We start from the raw sequence: 23,179 nt of genomic DNA on the forward strand, positions 1-23,179 counted from the left end.
CACTTTTTGGAGCAACTGCCTATCGGACAGTCGTGATAAGGTCCTTCGCAAGCTCAGGATGACAGTCAATCCAATGATTTATTTTTTAACCTGATTGAACAACTCGCCAGTCGCCTTGTCGCGGTCTACCTTGGCCACCAGCACGTCGTAAATCGCACCGTAGTAATTCGTTTGAGCGGAGCGCAGGTCGGTTTCAGCCGAAATCACTTCCAGGTTGGAGCCGACGCCGGCGTTGAACTTGATGCGCGTGACGCGGGCCACGTCGGTGGCCAAAGTGAGGTTGGCCTGCTGGTTGTCGAGCACGTCGAGGGCATTCGTCAGGGCGGTGCGGCTCTGGGCATCCTGCAAGTCAATGCTTTGCTTCAGCGTTTCGAAGCCGCGCTCGATGCCCTGCTGCTGCAAGCGGCTCTGCTGCACCAGGAATTTGCGGCGGAAGCCGTCGAACACCGGCACCTGCAAGGTCAGGCCCACGTTGCCGAAGCCGAACCAGTTCTGGTTGGAGAAGCCGTTGACACTGCGCGAGTTGGGACCGCGAAAGGCAAACAGGTCGCCCGGCGACTGGGCCGAACCCGTGAAACCGTAAGCCCCCGTGAGCAGCAGGCGCGGATAGGCACCGGCCTGGCGGTTGCGCAGGTCCAAGCCGGCCAGGGCCTGCTGGGTTTCCAGGGTCGAGAATTCGATGCGGTTGTTGTAGTTCAGGGCACCGCGGGCGGCCGTGGGCTGCCCGCCCGAGAGGGCCGCCTGCTGGTCGAGCCGGCTCTGAGCGGCGGTATTGTCGGGGCCGGGCGGGGTGGGCGCGGTAGGCACAGCGCCTACGCCAGCCCCGCCATTCGCAAAGTCGGCCGCGCCGAGGCGCTGACGCAGCGCGCCGGCGTCCACCACGGCCGCCCCGAGCGAATCGGTGAGACGAATACCCTGCTGCTGCGGCAGGCCCATCTGAAACTTGAGCAAAGCCACACTCAACTCCGTGAGGCGCTGGGCTTTCTGCTGCTCCACCACCAGGTTGTTGCGCTGCACCCGCAGGCGGTCCACATCCAGCTTCTCGGCGAAACCGGCTTTAAACGTCTGGTTGGTTTGATAAAGCACCGTGTCGAGGCGCTGCACGTTGCGGGCCAGCAGGGCGAGGCGCGAACGGGCCACCAGTGTGCTGTAGTAGGCCTTACTCACCTGCTCCACCACGTCGATTTCGGCTTGCTGGGTCTGCTTCTGGGCCAGCTGCTCATACACCTTAGCCGCCTTTAGGCCAATTAGATAAGAACCATCGAACAACAGCTGCGACACCGAGGCGCTGGTGTTGCCGGCGTACTGCAGGCCAAAGGCAAAGGCCTGGGGCGGCAGGGCCAGCTGCTGGGTACCCAACACTGCCTGCTGCCCGGTGGTGGCCGTGTTCAGGTCGGTTTGGGTGAGCAGGGTTTGGGTAGCGGGGAAGTTCACCAAGCTCTTTTGCAGCTTAAAGTTGTCAGACAGCGTAGCGCCCACGTTCACCTGCGGCAGGCCCGCGCTCTTAATTTCACCAACCTTGGCGCGGGCCGTGGCCTCGCCCAGGCGGGTGGCCAATAGAGCCGGCTTGTTCTGCACCGCGTAGCTGACGGCCTGCTGCAGAGTCAGGGGCATAGTGCCCGTGGTGGGCGGGGCCTGCGACAGCGCCGAGGGCGGAGTTTGGGCAAGCAGCGCCTGCGGCAGAGCCGCGCTCAAGGCGGCCATCAGCAGGAATCTGATTCGAAACAGCGTGTTCATAAAAACAGCAAAAAGGGAAACGGTATGCGGGGAAAAGCGGGTTATTCTTCTTCGGTAACGTGCCGGTATTGGTTGATGAGCCGGTGGCCTTTGAGAGTGGCCACGCCCAGCATAAAGTGTTCGAGCAGGGCCTGCGACACCCGCTCGTTGCCAAACTGGCGGGGCGGAAACACGTCGGAATCAAACAATAGCTCTATCTGCGACAGGCGCAGGCGGGCCATCACGTCCACATCCAGGTCGGCCCGGAACAGGCCTTCGGCAATACCGCGGCGCAGGTTTTGGATGATTTGGGCCAGGATAAACTCGTTTTTGTGCGCCAGCCAGAGCTGCCAGGTGCCGGGGTGGAATTTCTGCAGGTCGTAAAAAATGCTCGGGTGCACGTTTGAGAACTGCTGCTTGGTCCACTCCATCATCCGAAACAGCTCGTCGATGGCCGAAGTGGCCGTCTCAATCATGCTGGTGCATTCGCACTGCGTACCGTCGAGGTGCTTGCTCATGCCGGCCTGCACAATCTGGTCCTTGTTCTCGAACCACTTATAAAGGGTCTTTTTCGACATGGCCATATCGGCGGCGATGTCGTCCATGCTCACGCTTTTGATGCCGTTGCGCATGAAAAGCGTTTGCGCGTGCTGGAGGATTCGGTCTTTGATTTCCATAATTAACGCCGTAAAGATACAATGGAAACTTTTATTGTGCTTAGAGTTTCCATTATTTTTGGCGCTAATGACCAGCCCAGGCACTTTTCGCCTCTACTTGACGCACTCCGGCCCCGATTACTTTATTATTTTCTGAAAAAAGAGGAGTTGCCAGCCGCATAGTCAACTAATTTTAGTAGTAATATAAAGCCAATAATTTTAGCCTAAACGTATTCAATAATCGAATTATTTCATTGTAAGCAGCCGCCGGGCCCGCTTGCCGCCAAAGAACTTGCGGCCGGGTACTTTTGCAGTGGCCCCGTCGGCCTGCTTTTATTCTGACTTTATGAAAATCCGCATTGGCTTCGGCTACGACGTTCACCAACTCCGCGAAGGACTGCCCTTCTGGCTCGGCGGCATTCTGGTGCCCCACACCCACGGGGCACTCGGCCATTCCGATGCCGACGTGCTTATCCACGTTATCTGCGATGCGCTGCTGGGCGCGGCCAACCTGCGCGACATCGGGTTCCACTTCCCCGATACCGACCCGCAGTACAAAGGCATCGACTCGAAGCGCCTGCTTTCGGAGGTGATGCGCCTGCTGCGGGCCAAGGGCTACGAGGTGGGTAATGTCGACTCCACCATTTGCCTGGAGCAACCCAAGGTGAACCCCCACATTGCCGAAATGCAGCGTGTGCTGGCCGCCGTGATGGGCATTGCCGAAGACGATATTTCCATCAAAGCAACCACCACCGAAAAACTGGGTTTTGTGGGCCGCGCGGAGGGCGTGGCGGCCTACGCCAGCGTGCTCATTCAGCGAGCTTAATTGACAATAACACAAGCTGGAACGTCATGCTGAGCTTGCCGAAGCATCTTTACCGCTTCGTTGTGGCAATCATGATTAGTTGAGCAGTAGAGATGCTTCGACAAGCTCAGCATGACGTTCTATTCACTTGCGTGCTTCCGATTCTCACCCGTCACTCCCACCCTTCACTTACCGATGACCAACAAAACCCTTCTTATTGCCTTGCTGGCCCTGGCCAGCGCGGCCCCAGCCCACGCTCAGAGCAAGACAAAAGTTAAAATCAAAGGCAGCACGACAGTTAAAGCCGCCAAAACCAAGACCAAGGCTGCCGCTACCGGCACCGATTGGAGCGTGAAATACGCCGACCAGGTGAACGCCGAGCGGCTGCGCACCCACTTGGCGGTGCTGGCCTCGGATGAGTACGAAGGCCGCGAAACCGGCACCAAAGGCCAGCACATGGCCGCTACCTACGTGGCGGCTCAGTTTAAAAGCGCCGGCCTCACCGGCCCGGTGCCCAACGCGGCCGACCCGTACCAGCAGCGCTTCAACGTGGAGCAGGTGACCTGGGCCGACGGCGCGACCCTGAAAGTGGGCAGCACCAGCTACGCTTGGCTCACGGATTTCTACGGCCTGAGCGACTCGCCGTTTGCGGAGGAAACCACCGTCAAGCCCCTGTTTGTGGGCTACGGCATCGAGCAGCCCGGCTATTCTGATTACACCGGCCTGGACGTGAAGGACAAAGACCTGCTCATTGCCCTCGGCGAACCTATTACTTCGGAAGGCAAAGCGGTGCTGAGCGCCGACGGCGCCCCCACCAAATGGGGCAACGACTACCGCGCCAAAGCCCAGCTGGCCACCCAGAAAGGGGCCCGCTCGGTATTTTTTGTGAGCTTCAACCCCACCAGCAACTTTGCCAAGCAGGCGGCGCGCCTCACGCCGTTTATCACGCGCCCGGCTACGATGATGATTGCCGATAAGCCCAGCCGCACGCCGTCGTTCTTCGTGTCGCCGGCCGTGGGCCTGGCTGCGCTGGGCACCACCGATGCCGCCGTCCAGGCTTATCTGACCAAAACCAGCACTACCAAGCAGCCAGTGCCGTCCACGTTCACGGTGGTGCCGATGCAGATAAAAGCCGTCCGCAAGCGCGTGCCGGTTGAAACCGAAAACGCCCTGGGCTTCATCGAGGGCACGGATTTGAAGGACGACATCATCGTGATTTCGGCGCACCACGACCACCTGGGCATGCACGACGGCGAGGTGTTCAATGGGGCCGATGACGATGGCTCGGGCACGTCGGCCATTATCACGATGGCGGAGGTATTTGCCAAGGCCAAGAAGGAAGGCCACGGCCCGCGCCGCAGCCTGCTCTTCCTGAGCGTGACGGGCGAGGAAAAGGGCCTGTTCGGCTCGGAGTATTACGCCAAGCACCCGGTGTTTCCGCTGGCCCAAACGATGGTTGACCTGAACGTGGACATGATTGGGCGCACCGACGTGGAGCACGAGGGCAAGCCCGACTACGTGTACGTTATCGGGTCCGATAAGCTGGCGTCGGAACTCAAGGTGATTACCGAGGCGCAGAACAAGAAGTACACGAAACTCGACCTGGACCACCGCTTCGACGACCCCGCCGACCCGAACCGCTTTTATTACCGTTCCGACCACTACAACTTCGCGGTGAACAAGGTCCCGGTGGCCTTTTTCTTCAACGGCGTGCACGCCGACTACCACAAGGAAAGCGACGAGATTGAGAAAATTGAGTTTCCAAAGATGGAGAAGCGGGCCCGCCTGGTATTCTACCTGACCTGGGAGCTGGCCAACCGCGACGGCCGCATCGTGGTCGACTCGAACAAACCGTAATTACTAACCGAATTAAATGAGCGTAACAGCACGTCATGCTCATCTAGCGTCCGCGCAGCTGAGCATGACGTGCTTGTTTTAATGTTCTTAGTATCTCCTCGTCCTTCTCCTTTATCGATGAAGACCCTCGTGTTGTTATGCGGGCTGTTGGCCCTGGCCAGCGGGCTACCCACCGCGGCACAGCAAGCCCCCAGTAAGTTAAAAATCAAGACCAAAGGCGGCTCGACAGCAATTCCCGCCACCCCAGTTGCCCCGGACTTTTCGCGCACTTACGCGGCCTCCATCACTCCCGCCGAGCTGCGCCAGCACCTGACCATTGTGGCCTCGGATGCCTTTCAGGGGCGCGAGGCCGGGCAGCCGGGCCAGAAGCTGGCGGCCGAATACTTGGTGAAGCAACTGAGCGAGCTGGGACTGCAAGGCCCCGTGCCGGGCAGCGACAACCCGTACTTGCAGCACTTTCGGCTCACGCGGGGCACCCACGCCGACGGCGGCTACCTGAAGGCCAACGGCCAGCGCTACGAATACTTGAGCGACTTTTTCAGCTATGGCCCCATGCCCTCGCCCTTCCGCACCGAAACGGCGTTGCAGCCGGTGTTCGTGGGCTTCGGGGTGGAGCAGGGCGCGTATTCCGACTACGCCGGGCTCGATGTGCAGGGCAAGGACGTGGTGGCCATCATGGGCGAACCCCAGGACGAGCGCGGCCGCAAGCTCCTGAAGCCCAACGGCCGGGCGGCCGACTACTGGGAATCGGGCCTGCGCAAGGCGGCGCTGGCCAAGGCCAGGGGTGCCCGCAGCATTTTCCTGATGACGTTTGCCCCCGCGGCGGCTTTCCAAAAACAAGCCAAAGAACTGGCCGCGTCCCTGCGTGAGCCCGCTTTTTCCCTGCCCGACCCCGGCCCGGCGGTGATTGATACCGTGAGCGAAACCGTGCCGCCCGGCATCGGCATCTACTTCACCTCGCAGGAGTTGGGGCTGCAGCTGGCCGGCACCACCATGAACGGCCTGATTGGCTACGCTCGGGCGGTGGGCCAGGCTGGCCGGCCGGTACCGGCGGGCTTTCGGGCGGCGGCTAGCACCATTTTCCTGCCCCAGCCGCAGGAACAGCTTATCACGGAGAACGTGCTGGGCTTTTTGGAGGGTAGCGACAAGAAAGATGAAGTGCTGGTGGTGTCGGCCCACTACGACCACCTGGGCGTGAAGCACGACACGATTTATAACGGGGCCGACGACGACGGCTCGGGGACGGTGGCGCTGCTGGAAATTGCCCAAGCGTTTGCCCAGGCCAAGAAGGAGGGCCACGGGCCGCGCCGCAGCATCCTGTTCATCGCCATGACGGCGGAGGAGGAAGGCCTGTTTGGCTCCGAATACTACACGGCCCACCCGGTGCTGCCGCTGGCCAACACCATTGCCGACCTCAACATTGACATGGTGGGCCGCACCGACCGCAAGCACGGAGCCCGCAAGCATTACGTGTGCGTGGTGGGCTCAGATAAGCTCTCGTCGGACCTGCACCGCATCAACGAAGCGGCCAACCGCGACTACACGCACCTGGAGCTGGACTACCGCTTTAACGTGCCCGGCGAACCGGAGCACATCTACTACCGCTCGGACCACTACAACTTTGCCCGGCGCAAAATCCCGGTTATCTTCTACACTGCCGGCGAGCACGCCGACTACCACAAGGCCACCGACGACGTGGAAAAAATAGAATTCGACAAATTGACGGAGCGCGCGCAGCTGGTGTTCCACACGGCCTGGGAGTTGGCCAACCGCGAGCAGCGTATTGTGGTTGACTCCGATAAGCCCTAATGTATTTTCGCACAGAGTTTACAAGGAGGTAAAAGGAGTTTCATTGAGCAGTGCGATGGAAAAGGACGAGTTGACTGGTCGGATTTTGGGGGTAGCATTTCGGGTGCACACCGTATTGGGACCGGGTTTGCTGGAATCGGTGTATGAAATAGCGTTGGCGCATGAGTTGCGAAAGGCAGGCTTGCTGGTAGCTACCCAGGTTGAAATGCCGGTGGTGTATGATGGCATTCGGCTGGACCTGGCGTTCCGCGCCGACATGATTGTAGAAAGCACAGTCATTCTGGAATTAAAATCGGTAGAAGCACTGGCCCCCGTTCACTCTAAGCAGCTGTTGAATTACCTGCGGCTTTCCGGCCTGAAAACCGGCCTGTTGATTAACTTCAACACCATTTCCCTCAAAGACCAGCTCATCCGGCTTTCCAACTAACTCGGTGAGACTCTTTTTCCCTCTCTTTAACTCTGTGCGAAAATGAAAGCCGACCAATTCCTCCTCGACGCGGAAACGAAAGCCTTCGACCGCGAGCACCGCCGCAAAATCCGGTTCAACATCGGCAAGTACGACGCGGCCGTGAGCACCGGCCTGAAGCTGTACGACCAGCACGAGCTGGCCCGTGACCGCGGGGCCTACCTCAAGGCCACCGTGCTGGAAAAGCTGGACGAGTACCTGCTGCAGTTCGAGGCGGCCTTCACGGCGCGGGGCGGCCGGGTGATTTGGGCGCGCGACGCGGCCGAGGCACTGGCCGAAATCGGCAAGCTGACCAAGGCCCGCAACACCAAAACGGTGGTGAAGGCCAAGAGCATGACCACTGAGGAAATTCACCTCAACCAATACCTAGCCACGCAGGGCATTGAGTCCGTTGAAACCGACCTGGGCGAGTACATCGTGCAGCTGAACGGCGAGCGGCCCTACCACATTGTGACGCCCGCCATGCACCTGAGCAAGGCCGACATCAACCAGATTTTCATCAAGCACCTGGGTACGAAATCGACCGATGATGCCCAGGAACTGGTGCTTACGGCCCGGCACCTGCTACGCAACAAGTACACGGCCGCCGAAGTAGGCGTGACCGGCGGCAACTTCCTGATTGCCGACGCCGGCGCGGTGGCCGTGACGGAGAATGAAGGCAACGCCCGGCTTTCCGCTACTTTTCCTAAGCTGCACATCGCGGTGGTCGGCATCGAGAAAGTCATTCCGAAACTGACCGATTTGGACCTGTTCTGGCCGCTGCTCAGCACCAGCGGCACCGGGCAGCAAGTCACGGTTTATAATACCGTATACTTCGGCCCGCACCAACCCGGCGAAGTAGACGGCCCGGAGGAAATGGTTGTCATTCTGCTCGACAACGGCCGCACCAACCTGCTGGCCCAGCCCGATAAGCGCGCCGCCCTGCGCTGCATCCGCTGCGGGGCCTGCCTCAATGTGTGCCCGGTGTACAAGAACATCGGCGGGCATACGTACGAAACGACGTATTCCGGCCCCATCGGCTCGGTCATCAGCCCGCACCTGAGCGGCCTGCCCGAGCACAAGCACCTAAGCTACGCCAGCAGCCTGTGCGGGGCCTGCACCAGCGTGTGCCCGGTACGCGTGCCGCTGCACAACTTATTGCTGCTCAACCGCCAGCAAAGCGTGCGCGAAGGCTATGCGCCGCTGGAAGAGCGCGCCGCCATCGGCCTCTGGAAATGGAGTATGCAGCACCGCTGGGCCCTCGATGTGCTACCAGCCGCCATTAAAGACTGGAGCCTGAGCCGCCTGCTGGGCCAGGTGGGCTGGAGTAAGCGGCGCGAGAGCCTGCACATCGCGGGGCAGTCGTTTCGGGAGCTGTGGGCGACGCGGACGGGTAGCTAACCGCCGCAGGTGTCAGAAACCCGACGGGCATTATTTTGCCGGTTTATTTTAAAAGCACCATTTTTTAGATTAGTTTTGTGCATAATAGGCAAAATAATGCCTATTATAGTGAAATAATTTTTCACATTTTGCGAAACATTGTTTTGTGTTTAGCTGAACGATTTACGAACTATTTAGAAAATAAGCGAACAGCTATCCAACCGATGTAGAGACGCGACCCTTCGTGTCTTGGCGTTCGCATCGTTTAAGTGCCAAGCCACTAGCTTTTAGCTAATAGCTGTCAGCTTTTGTTCTCATAGCCAAGTGATTATACCGGCTTCATTGTTCGTTTAATTAGGGCTTGGCACTTAACGTCGAGACGCGAAGGGTCGCGTCTCGACACCAACCGCTGACTTTCTAAACAGGCTCTATTTAAAACTCATGCAAGCAATTAGCTCAACTGTCCGTGAGAGCCGTGAGCGAGCCGGGCTCACACAAGAGGAATTAGCTGAGTTGAGCCGGGTGTCTGTACGAACCGTCAGGAATCTGGAAAGTGGCCAAGGCAACATTGGTATTAAGCCTTTGGGCCAGATAGCACAGGTTCTGGGGTTGGTACTGAATCTGAAATCATTAGCATGAAAAGCGCAGCGGCTGAAGTTTTGTATAACGGACAGGTGGCCGGATTGCTGCGCCGCTCGGAAACCGGCTTTGAGTTTCGCTACGCCACCGATTATCTGGCCTCGGACAACCCACCCGTTAGCCTCACGCTGCCCAAGCGCCCCTCCCCTTTTCTGGCTCCCGTGCTGTTTGCTTTCTTCTCGGGGCTGTTGGCCGAGGGCACGGCGAAAGACATTCAGTGCCGCAGCCTGCGGATTGACGAGAATGACGATTTCACCCGCCTGCTACTCACGGCGCACACCGAAACCATTGGGGCCATCACGGTGCGGGCGCTGCCAGCGCAACACTCATGAGCCATTGTGCTGGCTGCTTGCGAGAGCTGAAAAGAGCGAAGCACGACTTCTGCCCGAAATGCTTCGCGGAGCTGTTCGATGGCGTGCTGGTGAAAAGCCAGCTGGCCTTTGCCGCCCCGGCCCAAGCCACGATACCCGAAGTGGAAAACTTCATTCGCCTCACCCAAAAAATCTCGATTTCGGGAGTGCAGGAAAAATTTTCGCTGGCCCTTAGCACGGAAGAGCCTACCCGCCTGGAGCTAGTGGTCAGGGGCGGCACTTTTCTGTTGAAGCCCGTGCCGCCGGCTAATTTTGCGCAGGTGCAAGGAGTGCCCGCTAACGAGCATTTCACGATGCAGCTGGCGCGGCAGGTGTTTAAGCTGCCTACGGCCGCGTGCGCTTACATGCACATGGCCGACGGCAGCCCCGCTTACCTCACCCGCCGCTTCGATGTGGGTGCTGATGGGCGACATCTGGCTCAAGAAGATTTCGCGCAGTTAGCCCAGCGTACCGCGCAAGAGCACGGGCAGAACTACAAATACGATTTTAGCTACGAGGAAATTGGAGGACTGTTGAAACAGTACCTGCCCGCGAACTACTTGCCGGAGGCCACGTTCTTTTTCCGCCTCACCCTCTTCAACTATCTCGTCTCGAACGGCGACGCGCACCTGAAAAACTTCTCGCTGCACCGCCGGACCGCCACCGGCGAGTACCACCTCACACCCGCCTACGACCTGCTCAACACCAGCCTGCACGTGCAGGACGGCAACGGCCTGGCCCTCGACCTGTTGGCCGATGGCTACGAAACGCTCAGCTTCATCGCCAACGGCTACCTCGCCTACGACGACTTTCTGGAATTCGGCACGCGCCTGGGCCTGCCTCCCAGCAGGGTGCGCCGGCTGCTGGCCGACGTTGTAGGCCACGAAGCGGCCACTGCGCTGCTGCTGGAAAAATCCTTCCTCCCCGCCGAACTGCGCCAGCAGTACGCCGCCAGCCTGGCCGCCCGCCGGCAGCGCCTGCGCTACTCGCTGGCCGGGGCCGTGTAGCCACGACCCGGCTTTTTGCGTTTGATTGGCTTATGCATCCTTACCTGCTTTTGTCCCTGCGTATTGTCACCGGCTTGGGCGGGATGGTGTTGGTCATCACCACGTTGTCGGCGGCTATTCGCTCGTTCGTGCTGCCCCGCAACGAGGTGGTACGCATGAATGTGTGGGTGTTCATGAGCATTCGGTCCGTTTTCGATGTGGCGGCTAAAATGGCTAACTCCTATGAGCGGCGCGACCGGATTATGGCCCACTACGCTCCGGTGGCGCTGGTGGCGCTGCCCGTGGTGTGGGAAGCGCTGGTGAGCCTGGGCTACGTGGGCATGTACTGGGCTTTGGGCGAAGGCAGTTGGGCACGTTGCTACGAGCTGAGCGGCAGCTCGCTGCTTACGCTGGGCACCACCACCACGCACAAAGTCTATATTGAGGCCCTGACCTACTCCGAAGCCACGCTGGGACTGCTGCTGCTCACGCTACTGCTCTCGTACCTGCCCACCATCTACCAGGCGTTTTCGCGGCGCGAGGTGACGGTGGCCCTCCTGGAACTGCGGGCCGGCACGCCCCCCACGGCCGCCCGCCTGCTGGGCTGGCTCAACCACGACGGCTCGGTGCAGAACGACGACAAGCAATGGGCCGCCTGGGAGCAATGGTTTGTCGAGATTGAGGAAAGCCACACCTCGCTGCCGATTCTGTCATTTTTCCGGTCGCCGCAGCCGGGGCGCTCCTGGGTCACGAGCTGCGGGTTGATTCTGGACACGGCCGCGCTGCTGTTCAGCGTCGTAGACGGCCCCCAGCCCCGTCAAACCCAACTCACCTTCAAGGCCGGCTGCCTGGCCCTGAACCGGGTGTACCGTTTTTTCGATGACCGAACCGGTATTCAGCCCGCCAGCCTGCTTCCCAACGAAGACGCTCCCGACCCCGACCGGGCCGATTTCGACCTGGCCTGCGCCGAACTGCAGGCCCAGGGCCTAACCCTTTACGAAGACCGCGCCGGGGCCTGGCAGCAGTACCAGGAGCTGCGCAGCCGCTACGCCAGCGCCCTCGATTTTCTGGCCAAGCTGACCATGGCCCCAGGCCTGAAAATCGCCGGTTAGCGGATAAGCATCTTTTTTTAAAACCCAAGATTTTCGGCTATCGGTGCGGATGCTCCCCTTCCGTGCGGTCATTACACTTTACCAGCCGGGCTTGCTTTGTGTCATTTTACTGAGCAAAGGCTAGGTAATCACGCAGCCTTATTCGCCTTCGTCAGGCAGAATATTGACGTCCTGCACCAGCACCATTTTCTCGATTTCCTTGCCCCGCTTGGTCGCGGCCAGGCCGCCGAGGGCAGTTTCCTTGTAGCGGGTTTCCATGGCCTGACCCACTTCGCCGAGGGCGGCCACGCACTGGTCAACGGGAATAACCGGGTCGATGCCGGCAATGGCAATCTGGGCCGAGCTGAAGGCAATGGCCGCCGCCGAGGCGTTGCGCACCACGCAGGGCACTTCCACCAGGCCAGCCACCGGGTCGCAGACCAGCCCGAGCATGCACTGAATGGTGACGGCCACGGCCGCGAACACCTGCTCGACCGGCCCGCCCAGGCAGTACACGATGGCCCCGCTGCCCATGGCCGCGGCCGAGCCGGTTTCGGCCTGGCAGCCGCCCACGGCCCCGGCCAAGGAGGCATTTTGCTCAATAATCAGGGCAATGCCGGCCGCCACGAGCAGGCCCTCCAAAATCTGGCGGTCGCTGAGCTTGTGCAAATCCTGAATGGTGACCAGCACGCCGGGCAGAATGCCCGAGGCCCCGGCCGTGGGCGCGGCCACCACCCGGCCCATGCACGAATTCACCTCCTTGGCCCCCAGCGCGCGGGTGATGAGCTGCTTGAATTCGGGGGAAAGCACGGTGACGGGCGAGGCGGCAATTTTCTTGGCCCCGTTGTTTATCATGCCCGAGCGCGAGGTCATGTCGCCGGTCAGTCCTTCCTTCACGGCGTCGCGCATCACGTCGTAGGCCCGTTGCAGGCCCGTCCATATTTCGTCTTCGCTGCGGCCTTTTTGCTCGATTTCATAATCGAGCACGGGCTGGTAAAGCGGCTCGCCGGTGCTGGCGCAGTGCGCGCCCCAGGAAGCAAAATCATTGAAGAGCAAAGACATGACGCGGGTGGGATTGGAGTGAGTAGGAAGGTAAACGCAAAGCCCCGGCCGAAGGTGTCTTCAACCGGGGCTCAAAGCTACGGGATTGGCGCAGGGCCGACTGAAAGTTAAAAGTTGGGGATTAAAGGTCCAGACCAGCAACACGGTCTTTTAACCTTTAGACTTGTTCCTCAATAAGAAATCGGTGGTTTTCCAAGTCGTATTTGGCGCCAGAAACGGGGGCTGCTCAAAGAATCCAAGGATACAAGCTTGGCCAAACCAAAAAGACCATTCAGGCATCATAATCGGCTAAAATCTTTGACCCTTTCTTATTCAGGAACAAGTCTTTTAACTTTTAACTCCCAACTTTTAACTCTTCACCAACACGCTACGCAGCCGGCTGGCTTTGCGGGGCCGTCACCAGCTTAACGCTGGCCGAGTTGATGCACAGGCGCAGGCCGGTGGGCGCGGGACCGTCGGGGAAAGCATGACCCTGGTGGGCATCGCACACGTTGCAAAGCACTTCGATGCGGGTCATGCCGTAGCTGGTGTCTTTCTTGTAGCGAATGGCGCTTTCCTCCACGGGCTGGGTGAAGCTGGGCCAGCCGGTGCCCGATTCGAACTTCGTGCGCGAGTCGTAGAGCGGGGTGTTGCAGCACACGCAGGCGTAGAGGCCGGCTTCGTGGGCCTCGCAGTATTCGCCGGTGAAGGCGCGCTCGGTGCCGTGCTCACGCGTGACGTGGAACTGCTCGGCCGTGAGCAGGGCACGCCACTCTTCGGGCGTTTTCTCCACCCGGCGGGGCGATGGGGTGGGGTTGTTGGCGAGGCGGATAACGTCGTTCCAGGTTTGCATATCAGAATTGTGAAGTAAGCTTTAGCTGGCACCGCTGGGCCGTGAGGGTTCGGCAACGGGCCGGCTACTAGAAACGCGGCCGGAGCCGAGAGGTTTCCGGCCGCGCCGGATAGACGCCGCTCCGGCCGTTTCCTTACACGCTGTGCCTTGCCGTCAGCTCCGCCGATACCGGCGCGGCCACATTGCCGGTGCGCCGGAGCACGCCCCAGCTTTGCAGCTCGCCCTTCACGGCGCGAAGCACCGGGCGCAACAGCACCACGTACATCAGCTGGCGGTACACGAAGCGCTGGGGCAGCAGGCCCCACAACCGGCTCCGGTGCTCGCCCTCGAAGCCGAAGGCCAGCGCGGCCGCCGCTGCATCAACCAGCAAAAAGGCCAGGTAGTAGCCCAGCACCGGTCCCGCCTGCCCGGTGCAGAGCGAATACAGCATCAGCGCAACGGCCACCCGCACCCCCCACACAAAACGCTGCCAGCGCCGGGACGAAAAACTCTGAAAAACTTGGGGAGAGGTGTCGGCGGCGGACATGGCCTGGGTAGAAATATTACGGGTTGAATGAAGCAAAAGTCCCGCGCCAAGATGTAGGACGGATGAGTAAAAAAACCAGGGTTTTTCACCTCATAAGACATTCACTTAATGCCGGTTAGTCTTGACCCAAAGTCGTTGGTTATGTGCCGCTGGCCGACGGTTTCCAGCAACTGGCGGCGCGCCCTTCGCGCCCTCGTTTCCGCTTTTCCCTTTTGCTGTTTGCTATGCGCCTACTGCTTATGTTTCTGCTGTTTCTAGCGCTGCCGGGGTGGCGGACGGCCACCGCGCAAAGCCGCCCCGCGCCCGCCGACCCGGTGGCTGCGGGACAGGCAGCAGCCCGGCCCGGCCCCGCGCTTCATCGTGGACCTGACCACGGCCAACCGCAATGCCTACCTCATGCGCGCCCCCGACGCGGCCGACGACCACGGCTACCTCGGCACCCAGCTCACCTGCCAAACCCATAGCGACCTGTTTGCGGGGGCCTATCTCAACAGCTCCTACGGCCCCGAACAGCCCCTTTTCGACGACTATGAGGGCACCCTGGGCTACGCCCACGCCGGCCGCATCCCCACCGAGTGGAGCCTGCAATACACCCACCTTTTCGTACCGGCCGACAGCAGGCTGCTCCGCGCCACCATCACCGACAACGTAGAAGCCAGCCTGGCCCACAATTTCGATTTCGTCTACGCCAGCCTCACCGCCGACGGATTTTTCGGCGGCACCCGCGATGTGGTGCTCACCTGGAACGTGTCGCGCGCCTTTTCACTGCCGGTTTCCGCCCGCGACACCCTCCACATCACGCCCACTTTTGAGCTGGGCACAGGCACGCAACGCTTCTACGCCGCCAGCCTGGCCCGCCGCGTGCAGCGATGCGCGTAAAATCCGGCCGCTGGCGCTCGAAATACGTTTGCCAATGGTCGGGGCCGGAGTTGCCGAGGCCGGGCACGATGAAGACGCGGGCTGGTTGTTGCATCGCCAAAAGTAGCTCTCCGAAACCTTTCCATTTTGCTATGATAATCCTTTCCGCCGCCCAAACCCGCGAGCTCGACCAAGCCACCATCGACGAGCAGCACCTGCCGTCCGCCGCGCTGATGGAGCGGGCGGCTACCGCTTTCACTCGATGGTTTTTCGGCCGACTGACCCAGGAAGAAGCCGGGGAAATTCTGGTGCTGTGCGGCCCCGGCAACAACGGCGGCGACGGCCTGGCCATTGCCCACCTGCTGCACCAGGGCAACTACGCCGTGCGCGTGGGTCTGCTCCCGGCCGGGAAGTATTCGGCCGACTGGCAGCACAACCGCCGCCACCTGCCCACCGCCGTGCCCGTGGTCGAAATCACCGAAGGGCAGCTACCGGATATTCTGCCCGGCACGGCAGTAATTGATGCCCTGTTTGGCACCGGCCTGACCCGGCCACTAACCGGTCTGGCCGTCACCTTGGTCGCGCACCTGGCGCAGGCCAAGGCTCGGGTAATCGCCGTGGACATTCCCAGCGGGCTTTTTGCCGATGCGCCCCAGCCACTGGGCAGCGCCGTGGTGCGAGCGCAGCATACCGTGAGTTTCGGCCTGCCCAAGCTCGCCTTTCTGCTGCCGCAGAACGCTGATTTTGTGGGCGAATGGCACCTTGAGGACATTGGGCTGAGCACCCGGTTTATCGAGGGTGCAGCTACTTACTGGCACTACACCGATGCGGCGGCCGTGGCCCAAACCTTGCCGGCGCGGCCCAAATTCAGCCACAAGGGCACCTTTGGGCACGCCCTGCTGCTGGCGGGCAGCCGGGGAAAGATGGGGGCGGCACTGCTGGCGGCCGGGGCCTGCCTGCGCAGCGGCGTGGGGCTGCTCACCGCACAGATTCCGAGCCTGGGCTATGGCATTTTTCAAATCAGCCAGCCCGAAGCCATGTGCCTGCCCGACCCGCAGACCGACTTCATCAGCGAGCTGCCCGACCTGAAACCGTATCAGGCCGTGGGCATTGGGCCGGGTCTGAGTCAGAATGCCGCCAGCCTGGCCGTATTTCAACAGTTGCTCAAAGAAGCCGTCGCGTCTAAAACCCGCCCAAAGGGCCTGCCGCTCATCATTGACGCCGACGCGCTGAACCTGCTGGGCCAGCACCGCGAACTACTGCCGCTGCTGCCCGAAAATACGGTACTTACCCCCCACCCCAAAGAGTTTGAACGCCTCACCGAGCCGGCCCGCGACGACTACCACCGCTTGGAATTACTGCGCGATTTCGCCCGGACGCACCGCTGCCTCGTGGTACTCAAGGGAGCCTACACCTGCCTGGCCACGCCCACCGGCGACCTGCACTTCAACAGCACCGGCAACCCCGGCATGGCCACCGGCGGCAGCGGCGACGTGCTCACGGGCGTGCTGCTGGCTTTGCGCGCTCACGCCCAGCTGCCGGCTTTTGAGGCGGTGCGTCTGGGCGTGTATGCCCACGGGCTAGCCGGCGATTTGGCCGCCGCCGAAACCGGACAGGCAGGCTTAGTCGCCGGCGACTTAGTGCGCCACATCGGGCCGGCCCTGGCCACGCTCACGGCCCGGCCGGCATTTTAATTCAGGAAATACAGCACGGCCGGCACCAGCAGCACACCATCAGCGAGTAGGGCGAAGAAGTAGTCGCTCCGGCGCTCATCGGCCCAGATGATAACCGAGGCCGCCGACAGGCCGGTAATCAGCAGCTCCAGCGGCGGCACTCCCCGCTCGAACCCCAGGGCCATGGCCCCGGCCAGAAATGCCAGGGCCACCGCTTTGGCCCTGGCCGGGCCCAGTACCACGGGAAAGGTACGGGTACCCGCCGCCCGGTCGCGGCTCAAATCGCGGATATCGAACACAATGGCCAGGGCCAGCACCAGGCAGAACCGTTGCGCCAGCAAGCCCACGGCCTGGGCCAGCGGGCGTTGCAAAGCCAGCGTGGGCACTCCCACCGTAACAGCCGACCACACCCCGGCGATAAGGAATATTTTCAGCAGCGGCACTTCGCGCAGGGCGCGGCGCTGCCCGCGCCAGCGCGCCAGCGGCCAGGAGTAAAGCAGCGCCAGGGCCGCCAGCGGCAGCAGCCCGGGCAGGTAGCGCCACCAGCCATCGGCCAGAAACAAGTACCCCGCCAGCACCGCCGACGTCCCGGCCAGCACCGCCAGCGCCCGGCGGTGCTGCTGCTGCCAGGCCTTGCGCCCCGAGGTGCCCGCCGGCTGCCGGTGCTTGAAGGGCAGCACGGCATCGAGGTTGTACACGAGCAGCGTGGCGGCAAGCACCAGCGCCACCACCCGTAAGTTCACGTCGCCGGTTGCCGACCAGTTCCGGAACGTGGCGGCCGTTTGGGCGGCGGCGGCAGCGGCCAGCCAGCTGCTGCTGTACAGCACGGCATCGAGCGCGCGGCGGAACAGGCCTGGCCCGATGGCCGGTACAGCGGAAGGCGACGGTGAAACCACAAGCGAAGGTAAAGCGGGGTACGTACGCTGCCCGCGACAATCTCTCTCCAAACGCAGGAAAGACGAAGCCTGGTCCCGAGGACCTGACTTCGCCTTTCTTACAAAAACTGAATGGCCGATACGGCCCGCCGCTACGCCTTGCGGTTGCCGAAGGTATCTTCGTAGAGCTTGATGCTGTCGTTGATGATGCGGTAGGCGTCTTCGCGCCCCATGAAGCGCTCCACGTTGACGTGCTTGTTGTGCTCAAGGGCTTTGTAGTCCTCAAAGAAGCGCTGCATCTCCAGCAGGGTGTGCGGGGGCAGGTCGGCGATGTCGTTGTAGTGGTTCACGGAAATGTCGTGGGCGGCTACGGCGATGATTTTATCGTCTTCCTCGTCCTGGTCCACCATCTGCATCACGCCGATGACTTTGGCCTCGACGAGGCACATGGGCACGATATCAACCGAGCAGAGCACCAGAATATCGAGCGGGTCTTTGTCGTCGCAATACGTTTGGGGAATGAAGCCGTAGGCGGCTGGGTAGTGCACGGCCGAGAACAGCACGCGGTCGAGTTTCAACAGCCCGCTCTCCTTATCAAGCTCGTATTTGCCTTTGCTGCCTTTGGGAATTTCGATGATGGACTGGACGACTTGCGGGTTATTCTCGCCGCGCGATACGTCGTGCCAGGGGTTAAAGTGGTTGGCCATTTTTGGGTGATGGGGTAATAGGGTGATGTGGCTCTCGCGCAAGGTTTCGCAAGGTTGAAAGAAGTCTCGCAAGGTTTGGCTGAACGTCAACTTTGCGAAACCTTTTTAACCTCGCGAAACCTTGCGCGAATGTTGGATTGAGTTTTACTTTAACACCTCCACCAGTGGAACACCGGTGCAGCCGCTGGGTTCTTGCAGGTGCAGAAAGCGCGCGAGGGTAGCCGCGATGTCGACGACTTGCACCGGCGCGGCCGATTCGCCGTGCTTTACGTGCCAGCCCCAGAAAAGTAGCGGCACGTGCGTGTCGTAGGCCCACGATTCGCCGTGGGTGGTGCCCTTGGCCGGGAAGCTGTAGGCCTCGTACCAGCCGGGCTCCAGCACCACCAGCACGTCGCCGCAGCGCTTGGGGTAGTAGCCGTTTTCGAGGAACATGAGCGTACCGCTCTCCCAGTGCGATTTTTGGATGTCTTCGGCGGTGAGGGCGCGGCTCACGCCGGGCAGCTGCACCATCACCTGCACCACTTCTTCGGCCAGGTCGGCGAGCTTGATTTTCTTTTCGCTGGCCAGTGTGCGGTTGAGGTACACCTGCTGGTTTTCGTAGCTGAGCACCCAGTTGCCGGCTCCGTGGCGGCGCACGAGGCGGTTTTGCAGGGTATCGCGCATGATGCTGGCCCCCACGGCCCCGGCCGGCAGGCGGTGGGCGCGCAGGAAATCGGGCGAGTGCGCCGCGCCGTGGTCGGCGGTGAGAAACACCAGCGTCTGACCCTTGCCCACGGTCTTGTCCAGGGTTTCGAACAGGCGCGTCAGCTCCTGGTCGAGGCGCAGGTACGTGTCTTCTACTTCAATGGAGTTGGGGCCGAACTGGTGGCCCACGTAGTCGGTGCTGCTGTAGCTCAGGGCCAGAAAATCGGTGATGCCGCGCTGGCCCAGCTGCTCGGCCCGGATGGCCTCCAGGGCCAGGTCGGTGGTGATGGTGTTGCCGAACGGCGTGCTGGGCAGCAGGCCCAGGTTGGGGGTGGCGGCGTTGGCGGGCGTGGCCCCGGCCTTGGGCGTGGCCGAAGCGGCTTTGCCATCGGCGGCCGTCTGGCTGGCGGGGCCGGGCAGGTTGTCTTTGTCGACGATGGCGGCCGGCACGCCACTAATGGCGGGCAGGTTGTGCGGAAACACGGGCGCGGCTTCCCCCTTGAACGCCGCTTCCCAGGCCACGTTATCGGGCGAGCTTTCGGTGTATTCGGCAATGGGCCGCAGGGTGTTCCAGGTACGCGAGAGGTACTTGGTGGCCAGCCCGCGCTGGTTGAACTTCACTACCCAGTCGGGCAGGGTTTTCTGGTAAAACGTACTGCTGATGAAGGAGCCGTTGCCGCCGTCGTACCAATAGGCGGCGGTGGCGGCGTGGCCGGCCGGCAGGATACTACCCCGGTCCTTGATGCACACGCCAATGACCTTGCTCTGGAAGTTGGTAGCCAGCCGCAGCTCATCGGTGATGGTGGTGGTGAGCATGTGGCGGGGGCTTTGCTGGCCGGCCGCGCCGCTGCTGCCCACGCCCTGCACGGTCTTGTCTTCGGTGACGTAAGTGGCGCGGCCGGTTTCGCGCTCAAACCAGTTGTTGCCCACAATGCCGTTCACCGACGGCGTGGCCCCGGTGTAGATGCTGGCGTGGCCCGGCCCGGTATAGGTGGGCACGTAGTTGTAGTGGCAGCTCTCAAAACTGAAGCCCTCGCCCAGCAAACGCCGGAAACCGCCCGTTCCAAACTTGCTCCAGTAGCGGTATAGATAGTCGTAGCGCATCTGGTCGACCACGATGCCCACCACCAGCTTGGGCCGGGCCAAGGCCCCCGATGGAGCCGGTTTGGCTGCGCTGCTGGCTTTTGATGGAAGGGTGCGCCTGGACGTTTGAGCGGTGGCCGAACCGGCTACCAGCGCCGCCAGCGCAAAGGCAAGTATCTTTTTCAACGGCAAATGGGTAAGAATACGCGACCACAAATATACCCCGCGCCGTGCACCAGCCACACACTTTCCGTCGGCCCTCACATTACGCTCTCATTACGTGAAACCTGCCCTCATCTTCGACATGGACGGCGTGCTCGTCGACAACACGCCCTACCAGGCCCGCGCCTTCCAGCTCCTGTTCCGCGACCTGGGCCTGCGCACCAACGCCCACCAACTGCTCAAGCGCCTGAACGGCATGCCCGCCCCGGACATCCTCAAGACCGTGTTCCGCCACCCCGTGCCCAGAAAGCAGCTGGAAGAATACGCCACCCAGCGCGAGTTTCTCTACCGCACACTTTACTGGAGCAAGCGGCGCGAGCTGCCCGGCCTCTCGGCTTTTCTGCGGGCGGCCCGCACCGCCGGCCACTCCATCGGCCTGGGCACCGGCTCGGGTGCCGAAACCATTAGCTACATCGTGGACTACCTCCAGCTGCGGCCGTTTTTCGACGTCATCGTGGGCAAAGACGACGTGGCCAAGGGCAAACCTCACCCCGACACCTTCGCCGCCGTAGCCGCTAGGCTGGGCGTGCCGCCCGCACACTGCATCGTGTTCGAAGATGCCGTGCTGGGCGAGCAGGCCGCCTACCGCGCCGGCATGCGCTGCGTGGGCGTGGCCACCAGCCTGCAGGCCGCCGACTTTCAGGCCCCGCTAACGGTCATCCAAAACTTCACCGACCTCACCCCCGCCCGGCTGCTGGCTCTGCTGGAGGAGCAGCCCGAAGCACCCCGGCCGGGCCGGCGGCGCCACGACTGATACGCCTTCGGCAGTGGAAGTTAATTCACCACAACGCGGCGAATCTCCGTGTGAGAACCCGCTTGCATTCGCAACAGGTAGGTGCCAGCAGGCACAAGCGAGGTGTCGATGTGAATATGCGCCGCCCCGACTGGCAGCGCAGCCTGTTGCTGCCGAACTGTTTGACCGAGCACATTGAGTAGCGCCAGTTGCACCGTGGTTGCCCCCGCTATTGGCGGCACCACCACCGTTAGCGGGCCGTGGGTAGGATTGGGATACACCAACAAGCTGGCATTAGGGCGCAAGTGCATGGCGGCCAGCGCCCCACTTAAGACGAATCGGGTGTTGCTGATGAGCACGCCTTGGGGGGTGGTAACGGTTACGGGCCCGGTGGTGGCACCGCTGGGCACAAGTACGCGTAGCATAACTGGCGAAACGACGCTAAAATCCGCCGCTGGAACCGGCGTGCCATTGAAGCTGACGGCACTGGTACCAGTCAGGTTGGTTCCACGCAGCATGACGACTGCCCCAACCGTGCCGGTGGTAGGAGCCAGCGCTGTGCGCAGGTTCGAAATTTGGTTCAGCAGCACGCTGACGGTGCCACGCCCCCCGCCGGTGCCGCTGCCACTATTGTTGTTATTGGCGGTCAGCACGTCCAGGTTGCCATCACCGTCTACGTCGCCCAGAGCCACCGACCCCGGAAAACTGGCGCCTACTGCTGGTGTCGGCGTGAAGACGGGCTCAACGAACAGGCCGCTGCCAAGGCCACCGTTTAGACGCAGCGTCACCGTGTTGGTGTTATTGTCGTTGCCAATGAGCAGGTCCGGGTCGCCGTCGCCGTCCAGGTCGCCCAGAACAACTTGCATGGGCTGCCGGGAAACAGCTATGCTTTGAAATAGCGTGAACGTATGGCTGTTGCCGCTGTTGAGCCATGTTTCAATGCTATTGGCTATCCCTGCTTTGCTTACCACGAGGTCCGGGTAGCCGTCGCTATTTACATCGCCCAGGGTGGCGCTGGCCGTAAAGTCACCCGTGCTAAAGTCTGCATTCGTAGTGGGCGCGGCAAACGTGCCGCTGTTCAATCCACTATTGAGCCGGAGGCTCATAATGTTGTTCCCACACCGCGCCAAGATATCCAAGTCGCCGTCATTATCGACATCGCCAAGCAGCACCTGACTGGGAGCAGCCCCAACGGTAACTTCGGCACCGCTGGCTGGGGTCACAAACAGCCCGCTATTCAGGCCATTGTTCCGACGAATGCTCACCGAGTTGCCACCCACATTGGCCGTAAGCACATCCAGGTCGCCGTCGCCATCAACATCGCCGAGCACGGGGTCTTTAGCAAAACTACCCACCGCAATGCTGCTTCCGTTTGCTGGAGCCACGAAAACCCCACTGTGCAGCCCACTATTCAAGCGCAAGGCCAGAGGGACGTTGCCCGCAGTAGCCAGCACATCCAGGTCGCCATCACCGTCTACATCGCCCAATGCCAGCTGAACCGGGCCAGATGCCGTGCCAACCGCAAAACTGGCGTTGGTCGCCGGGGCCACAAAGCTCCCGCTGTTCAGGCCGTCGTTCAGTCTTACACTTACCGCACCTGTTCCCGTCCCCACCAGCATATCCAGGTCGCCGTCGCCATCGATATCGCCCAACACCACACTTCTAGGGCCGTAGTCAACGGAAACTAAGGTGGACGCAGTAATTGGTGCCGCAAATGCTCCCCCACCAAAGCTACCTACCGCCGTGGTAAACTCGTAGCATTGGGGAGCCGTGCTTCCGCCCGTGGTACTCCTCACCGTAGCCGGTACGGTCACCTGCACGGTTTCGCCGGGCAGAAAAGCCGTGGTCGGTGCGAACGTAACGGTATTGCCATTGGTACTGTACGTGCCCACTTTCTTGCCACCGCCCCGCACTGAATTCACTTGCACCGCGTTTGCGGTGGCAGGGTCGATAGCTTGCGAAAACGTGATGCTTACGGGTGCGCTCCGAAGAACCCCCACCGCACCACGGCCGGGCACCAGGTTGGTAACAGTGAGCGCCTGGCCGCTAACAGCTCTGCAAACGGTGAGAAAAACAGCGGTAGGTAAAAGTATTTTTTTCATGCGAATCAGTGGAAAAGTCTTGAGCCAGGTGCAAAAAATTTACATCGAGGCAATAAACCCTGCAAGATACACTGATTCAGCACGTTCT

At 61.3% G+C, this 23,179-nt stretch carries 22 protein-coding genes; 12 read left to right on the forward strand and 10 right to left on the reverse strand.

Annotated elements, in window-relative coordinates; genetic code table 11:
• Positions 1-78: 78 nt before the first annotated feature.
• Both IEW17_RS05585 and IEW17_RS05590 read right to left on the reverse strand, forming a co-directional pair.
• Complete coding sequence (locus tag IEW17_RS05585; protein ID WP_188561045.1) at positions 79-1,737, reverse strand: TolC family protein; 1,659 nt, start codon at positions 1,735-1,737, stop codon at positions 79-81.
• Positions 1,738-1,778: 41 nt separating this feature from the next.
• Complete coding sequence (locus IEW17_RS05590) at positions 1,779-2,393, reverse strand: TetR/AcrR family transcriptional regulator (protein WP_188561046.1); 615 nt, start codon at positions 2,391-2,393, stop codon at positions 1,779-1,781.
• Between the two features lie 325 nt (positions 2,394-2,718).
• Here IEW17_RS05590 and ispF point away from each other — a divergent pair, with 325 nt between their 5' ends.
• From ispF to IEW17_RS05635, 9 genes are all read left to right on the forward strand, one after another.
• Positions 2,719-3,198, forward strand: coding sequence for a 2-C-methyl-D-erythritol 2,4-cyclodiphosphate synthase (gene ispF, locus IEW17_RS05595; RefSeq protein WP_188561047.1), 480 nt, complete (start codon positions 2,719-2,721; stop codon positions 3,196-3,198).
• A 174-nt stretch (positions 3,199-3,372) separates the two neighbouring features.
• Positions 3,373-5,034 (forward strand): M28 family peptidase, encoded by a 1,662-nt coding sequence (locus IEW17_RS05600; protein WP_188561048.1) that lies wholly within the window; start codon positions 3,373-3,375, stop codon positions 5,032-5,034.
• Positions 5,035-5,151: 117 nt separating this feature from the next.
• Complete coding sequence (locus IEW17_RS20830) at positions 5,152-6,843, forward strand: M28 family peptidase (RefSeq protein WP_229748828.1); 1,692 nt, start codon at positions 5,152-5,154, stop codon at positions 6,841-6,843.
• A gap of 55 nt (positions 6,844-6,898) precedes the next feature.
• Positions 6,899-7,270, forward strand: coding sequence for a GxxExxY protein (locus IEW17_RS05610; protein WP_188561049.1), 372 nt, complete (start codon positions 6,899-6,901; stop codon positions 7,268-7,270).
• A 42-nt stretch (positions 7,271-7,312) separates the two neighbouring features.
• On the forward strand, positions 7,313-8,689 hold the full coding sequence (locus tag IEW17_RS05615) for a LutB/LldF family L-lactate oxidation iron-sulfur protein (protein ID WP_188561050.1): 1,377 nt from the start codon (positions 7,313-7,315) through the stop codon (positions 8,687-8,689).
• A gap of 420 nt (positions 8,690-9,109) precedes the next feature.
• On the forward strand, positions 9,110-9,307 hold the full coding sequence (locus IEW17_RS21435; protein WP_188561051.1) for a helix-turn-helix domain-containing protein: 198 nt from the start codon (positions 9,110-9,112) through the stop codon (positions 9,305-9,307).
• Complete coding sequence (locus IEW17_RS05625; RefSeq protein ID WP_188561052.1) at positions 9,304-9,639, forward strand: HipA N-terminal domain-containing protein; 336 nt, start codon at positions 9,304-9,306, stop codon at positions 9,637-9,639. The genes IEW17_RS21435 and IEW17_RS05625 overlap by 4 nt, the downstream gene beginning before the upstream one ends.
• Positions 9,636-10,664 (forward strand): HipA domain-containing protein, encoded by a 1,029-nt coding sequence (locus tag IEW17_RS05630; RefSeq protein WP_188561053.1) that lies wholly within the window; start codon positions 9,636-9,638, stop codon positions 10,662-10,664. The genes IEW17_RS05625 and IEW17_RS05630 overlap by 4 nt, the downstream gene beginning before the upstream one ends.
• A gap of 50 nt (positions 10,665-10,714) precedes the next feature.
• Entirely contained in the window at positions 10,715-11,755 is a 1,041-nt protein-coding gene (locus IEW17_RS05635) for a hypothetical protein (RefSeq protein WP_188561054.1), read from the forward strand.
• A 138-nt stretch (positions 11,756-11,893) separates the two neighbouring features.
• Here IEW17_RS05635 and sdaAA read toward each other — a convergent pair whose 3' ends face one another.
• From sdaAA to IEW17_RS05650, 3 genes are all read right to left on the reverse strand, one after another.
• Positions 11,894-12,796: an L-serine ammonia-lyase, iron-sulfur-dependent, subunit alpha gene (sdaAA, locus tag IEW17_RS05640; RefSeq protein WP_188561055.1), complete on the reverse strand. Its 903-nt coding sequence runs from the start codon at positions 12,794-12,796 to the stop codon at positions 11,894-11,896.
• 367 nt (positions 12,797-13,163) lie between these two features.
• Positions 13,164-13,628 (reverse strand): peptide-methionine (R)-S-oxide reductase MsrB, encoded by a 465-nt coding sequence (gene msrB, locus IEW17_RS05645; protein ID WP_188561056.1) that lies wholly within the window; start codon positions 13,626-13,628, stop codon positions 13,164-13,166.
• A 133-nt stretch (positions 13,629-13,761) separates the two neighbouring features.
• Positions 13,762-14,154, reverse strand: a complete 393-nt coding sequence (locus IEW17_RS05650) for a hypothetical protein (RefSeq protein WP_188561057.1) — start codon at positions 14,152-14,154, stop codon at positions 13,762-13,764.
• Between the two features lie 360 nt (positions 14,155-14,514).
• Between IEW17_RS05650 and IEW17_RS05655 the strand changes: the two genes are divergently transcribed.
• Entirely contained in the window at positions 14,515-15,033 is a 519-nt protein-coding gene (locus IEW17_RS05655) for a hypothetical protein (RefSeq protein ID WP_188561058.1), read from the forward strand.
• Here IEW17_RS05655 and IEW17_RS21440 read toward each other — a convergent pair.
• Entirely contained in the window at positions 14,951-15,214 is a 264-nt protein-coding gene (locus tag IEW17_RS21440; protein ID WP_373286157.1) for an alpha/beta hydrolase, read from the reverse strand. The genes IEW17_RS05655 and IEW17_RS21440 overlap by 83 nt on opposite strands.
• Between IEW17_RS21440 and IEW17_RS05665 the strand changes: the two genes are divergently transcribed.
• The gene (locus IEW17_RS05665; RefSeq protein ID WP_188561060.1) at positions 15,165-16,706 is read left to right on the forward strand and encodes an NAD(P)H-hydrate dehydratase; all 1,542 of its coding nucleotides are present in this window, start codon (positions 15,165-15,167) and stop codon (positions 16,704-16,706) included. The two genes, IEW17_RS21440 and IEW17_RS05665, sit on opposite strands and share 50 nt — an antisense overlap.
• On the opposite strand, the gene IEW17_RS05670 is transcribed toward IEW17_RS05665, so the two are convergent.
• The 3 genes from IEW17_RS05670 to IEW17_RS05680 form a co-directional block, all read right to left on the reverse strand.
• On the reverse strand, positions 16,703-17,581 hold the full coding sequence (locus IEW17_RS05670) for a UbiA prenyltransferase family protein (protein WP_188561061.1): 879 nt from the start codon (positions 17,579-17,581) through the stop codon (positions 16,703-16,705). The genes IEW17_RS05665 and IEW17_RS05670 overlap by 4 nt on opposite strands.
• Positions 17,582-17,712: 131 nt before the next feature.
• Entirely contained in the window at positions 17,713-18,267 is a 555-nt protein-coding gene (locus IEW17_RS05675) for an inorganic diphosphatase (protein ID WP_188561062.1), read from the reverse strand.
• A 144-nt stretch (positions 18,268-18,411) separates the two neighbouring features.
• On the reverse strand, positions 18,412-20,220 hold the full coding sequence (locus tag IEW17_RS05680) for an alkaline phosphatase family protein (RefSeq protein WP_229748829.1): 1,809 nt from the start codon (positions 20,218-20,220) through the stop codon (positions 18,412-18,414).
• Positions 20,221-20,314: 94 nt separating this feature from the next.
• Here IEW17_RS05680 and IEW17_RS05685 point away from each other — a divergent pair, with 94 nt between their 5' ends.
• Positions 20,315-21,010, forward strand: a complete 696-nt coding sequence (locus tag IEW17_RS05685; RefSeq protein WP_188561063.1) for an HAD family hydrolase — start codon at positions 20,315-20,317, stop codon at positions 21,008-21,010.
• A gap of 20 nt (positions 21,011-21,030) precedes the next feature.
• Here IEW17_RS05685 and IEW17_RS05690 read toward each other — a convergent pair whose 3' ends face one another.
• Positions 21,031-23,091: an FG-GAP-like repeat-containing protein gene (locus IEW17_RS05690; RefSeq protein WP_188561064.1), complete on the reverse strand. Its 2,061-nt coding sequence runs from the start codon at positions 23,089-23,091 to the stop codon at positions 21,031-21,033.
• Between the last annotated feature and the right edge of the window lie 88 nt (positions 23,092-23,179).

This window comes from Hymenobacter frigidus (genome assembly GCF_014640435.1).
GTDB lineage: Bacteria > Bacteroidota > Bacteroidia > Cytophagales > Hymenobacteraceae > Hymenobacter > Hymenobacter frigidus.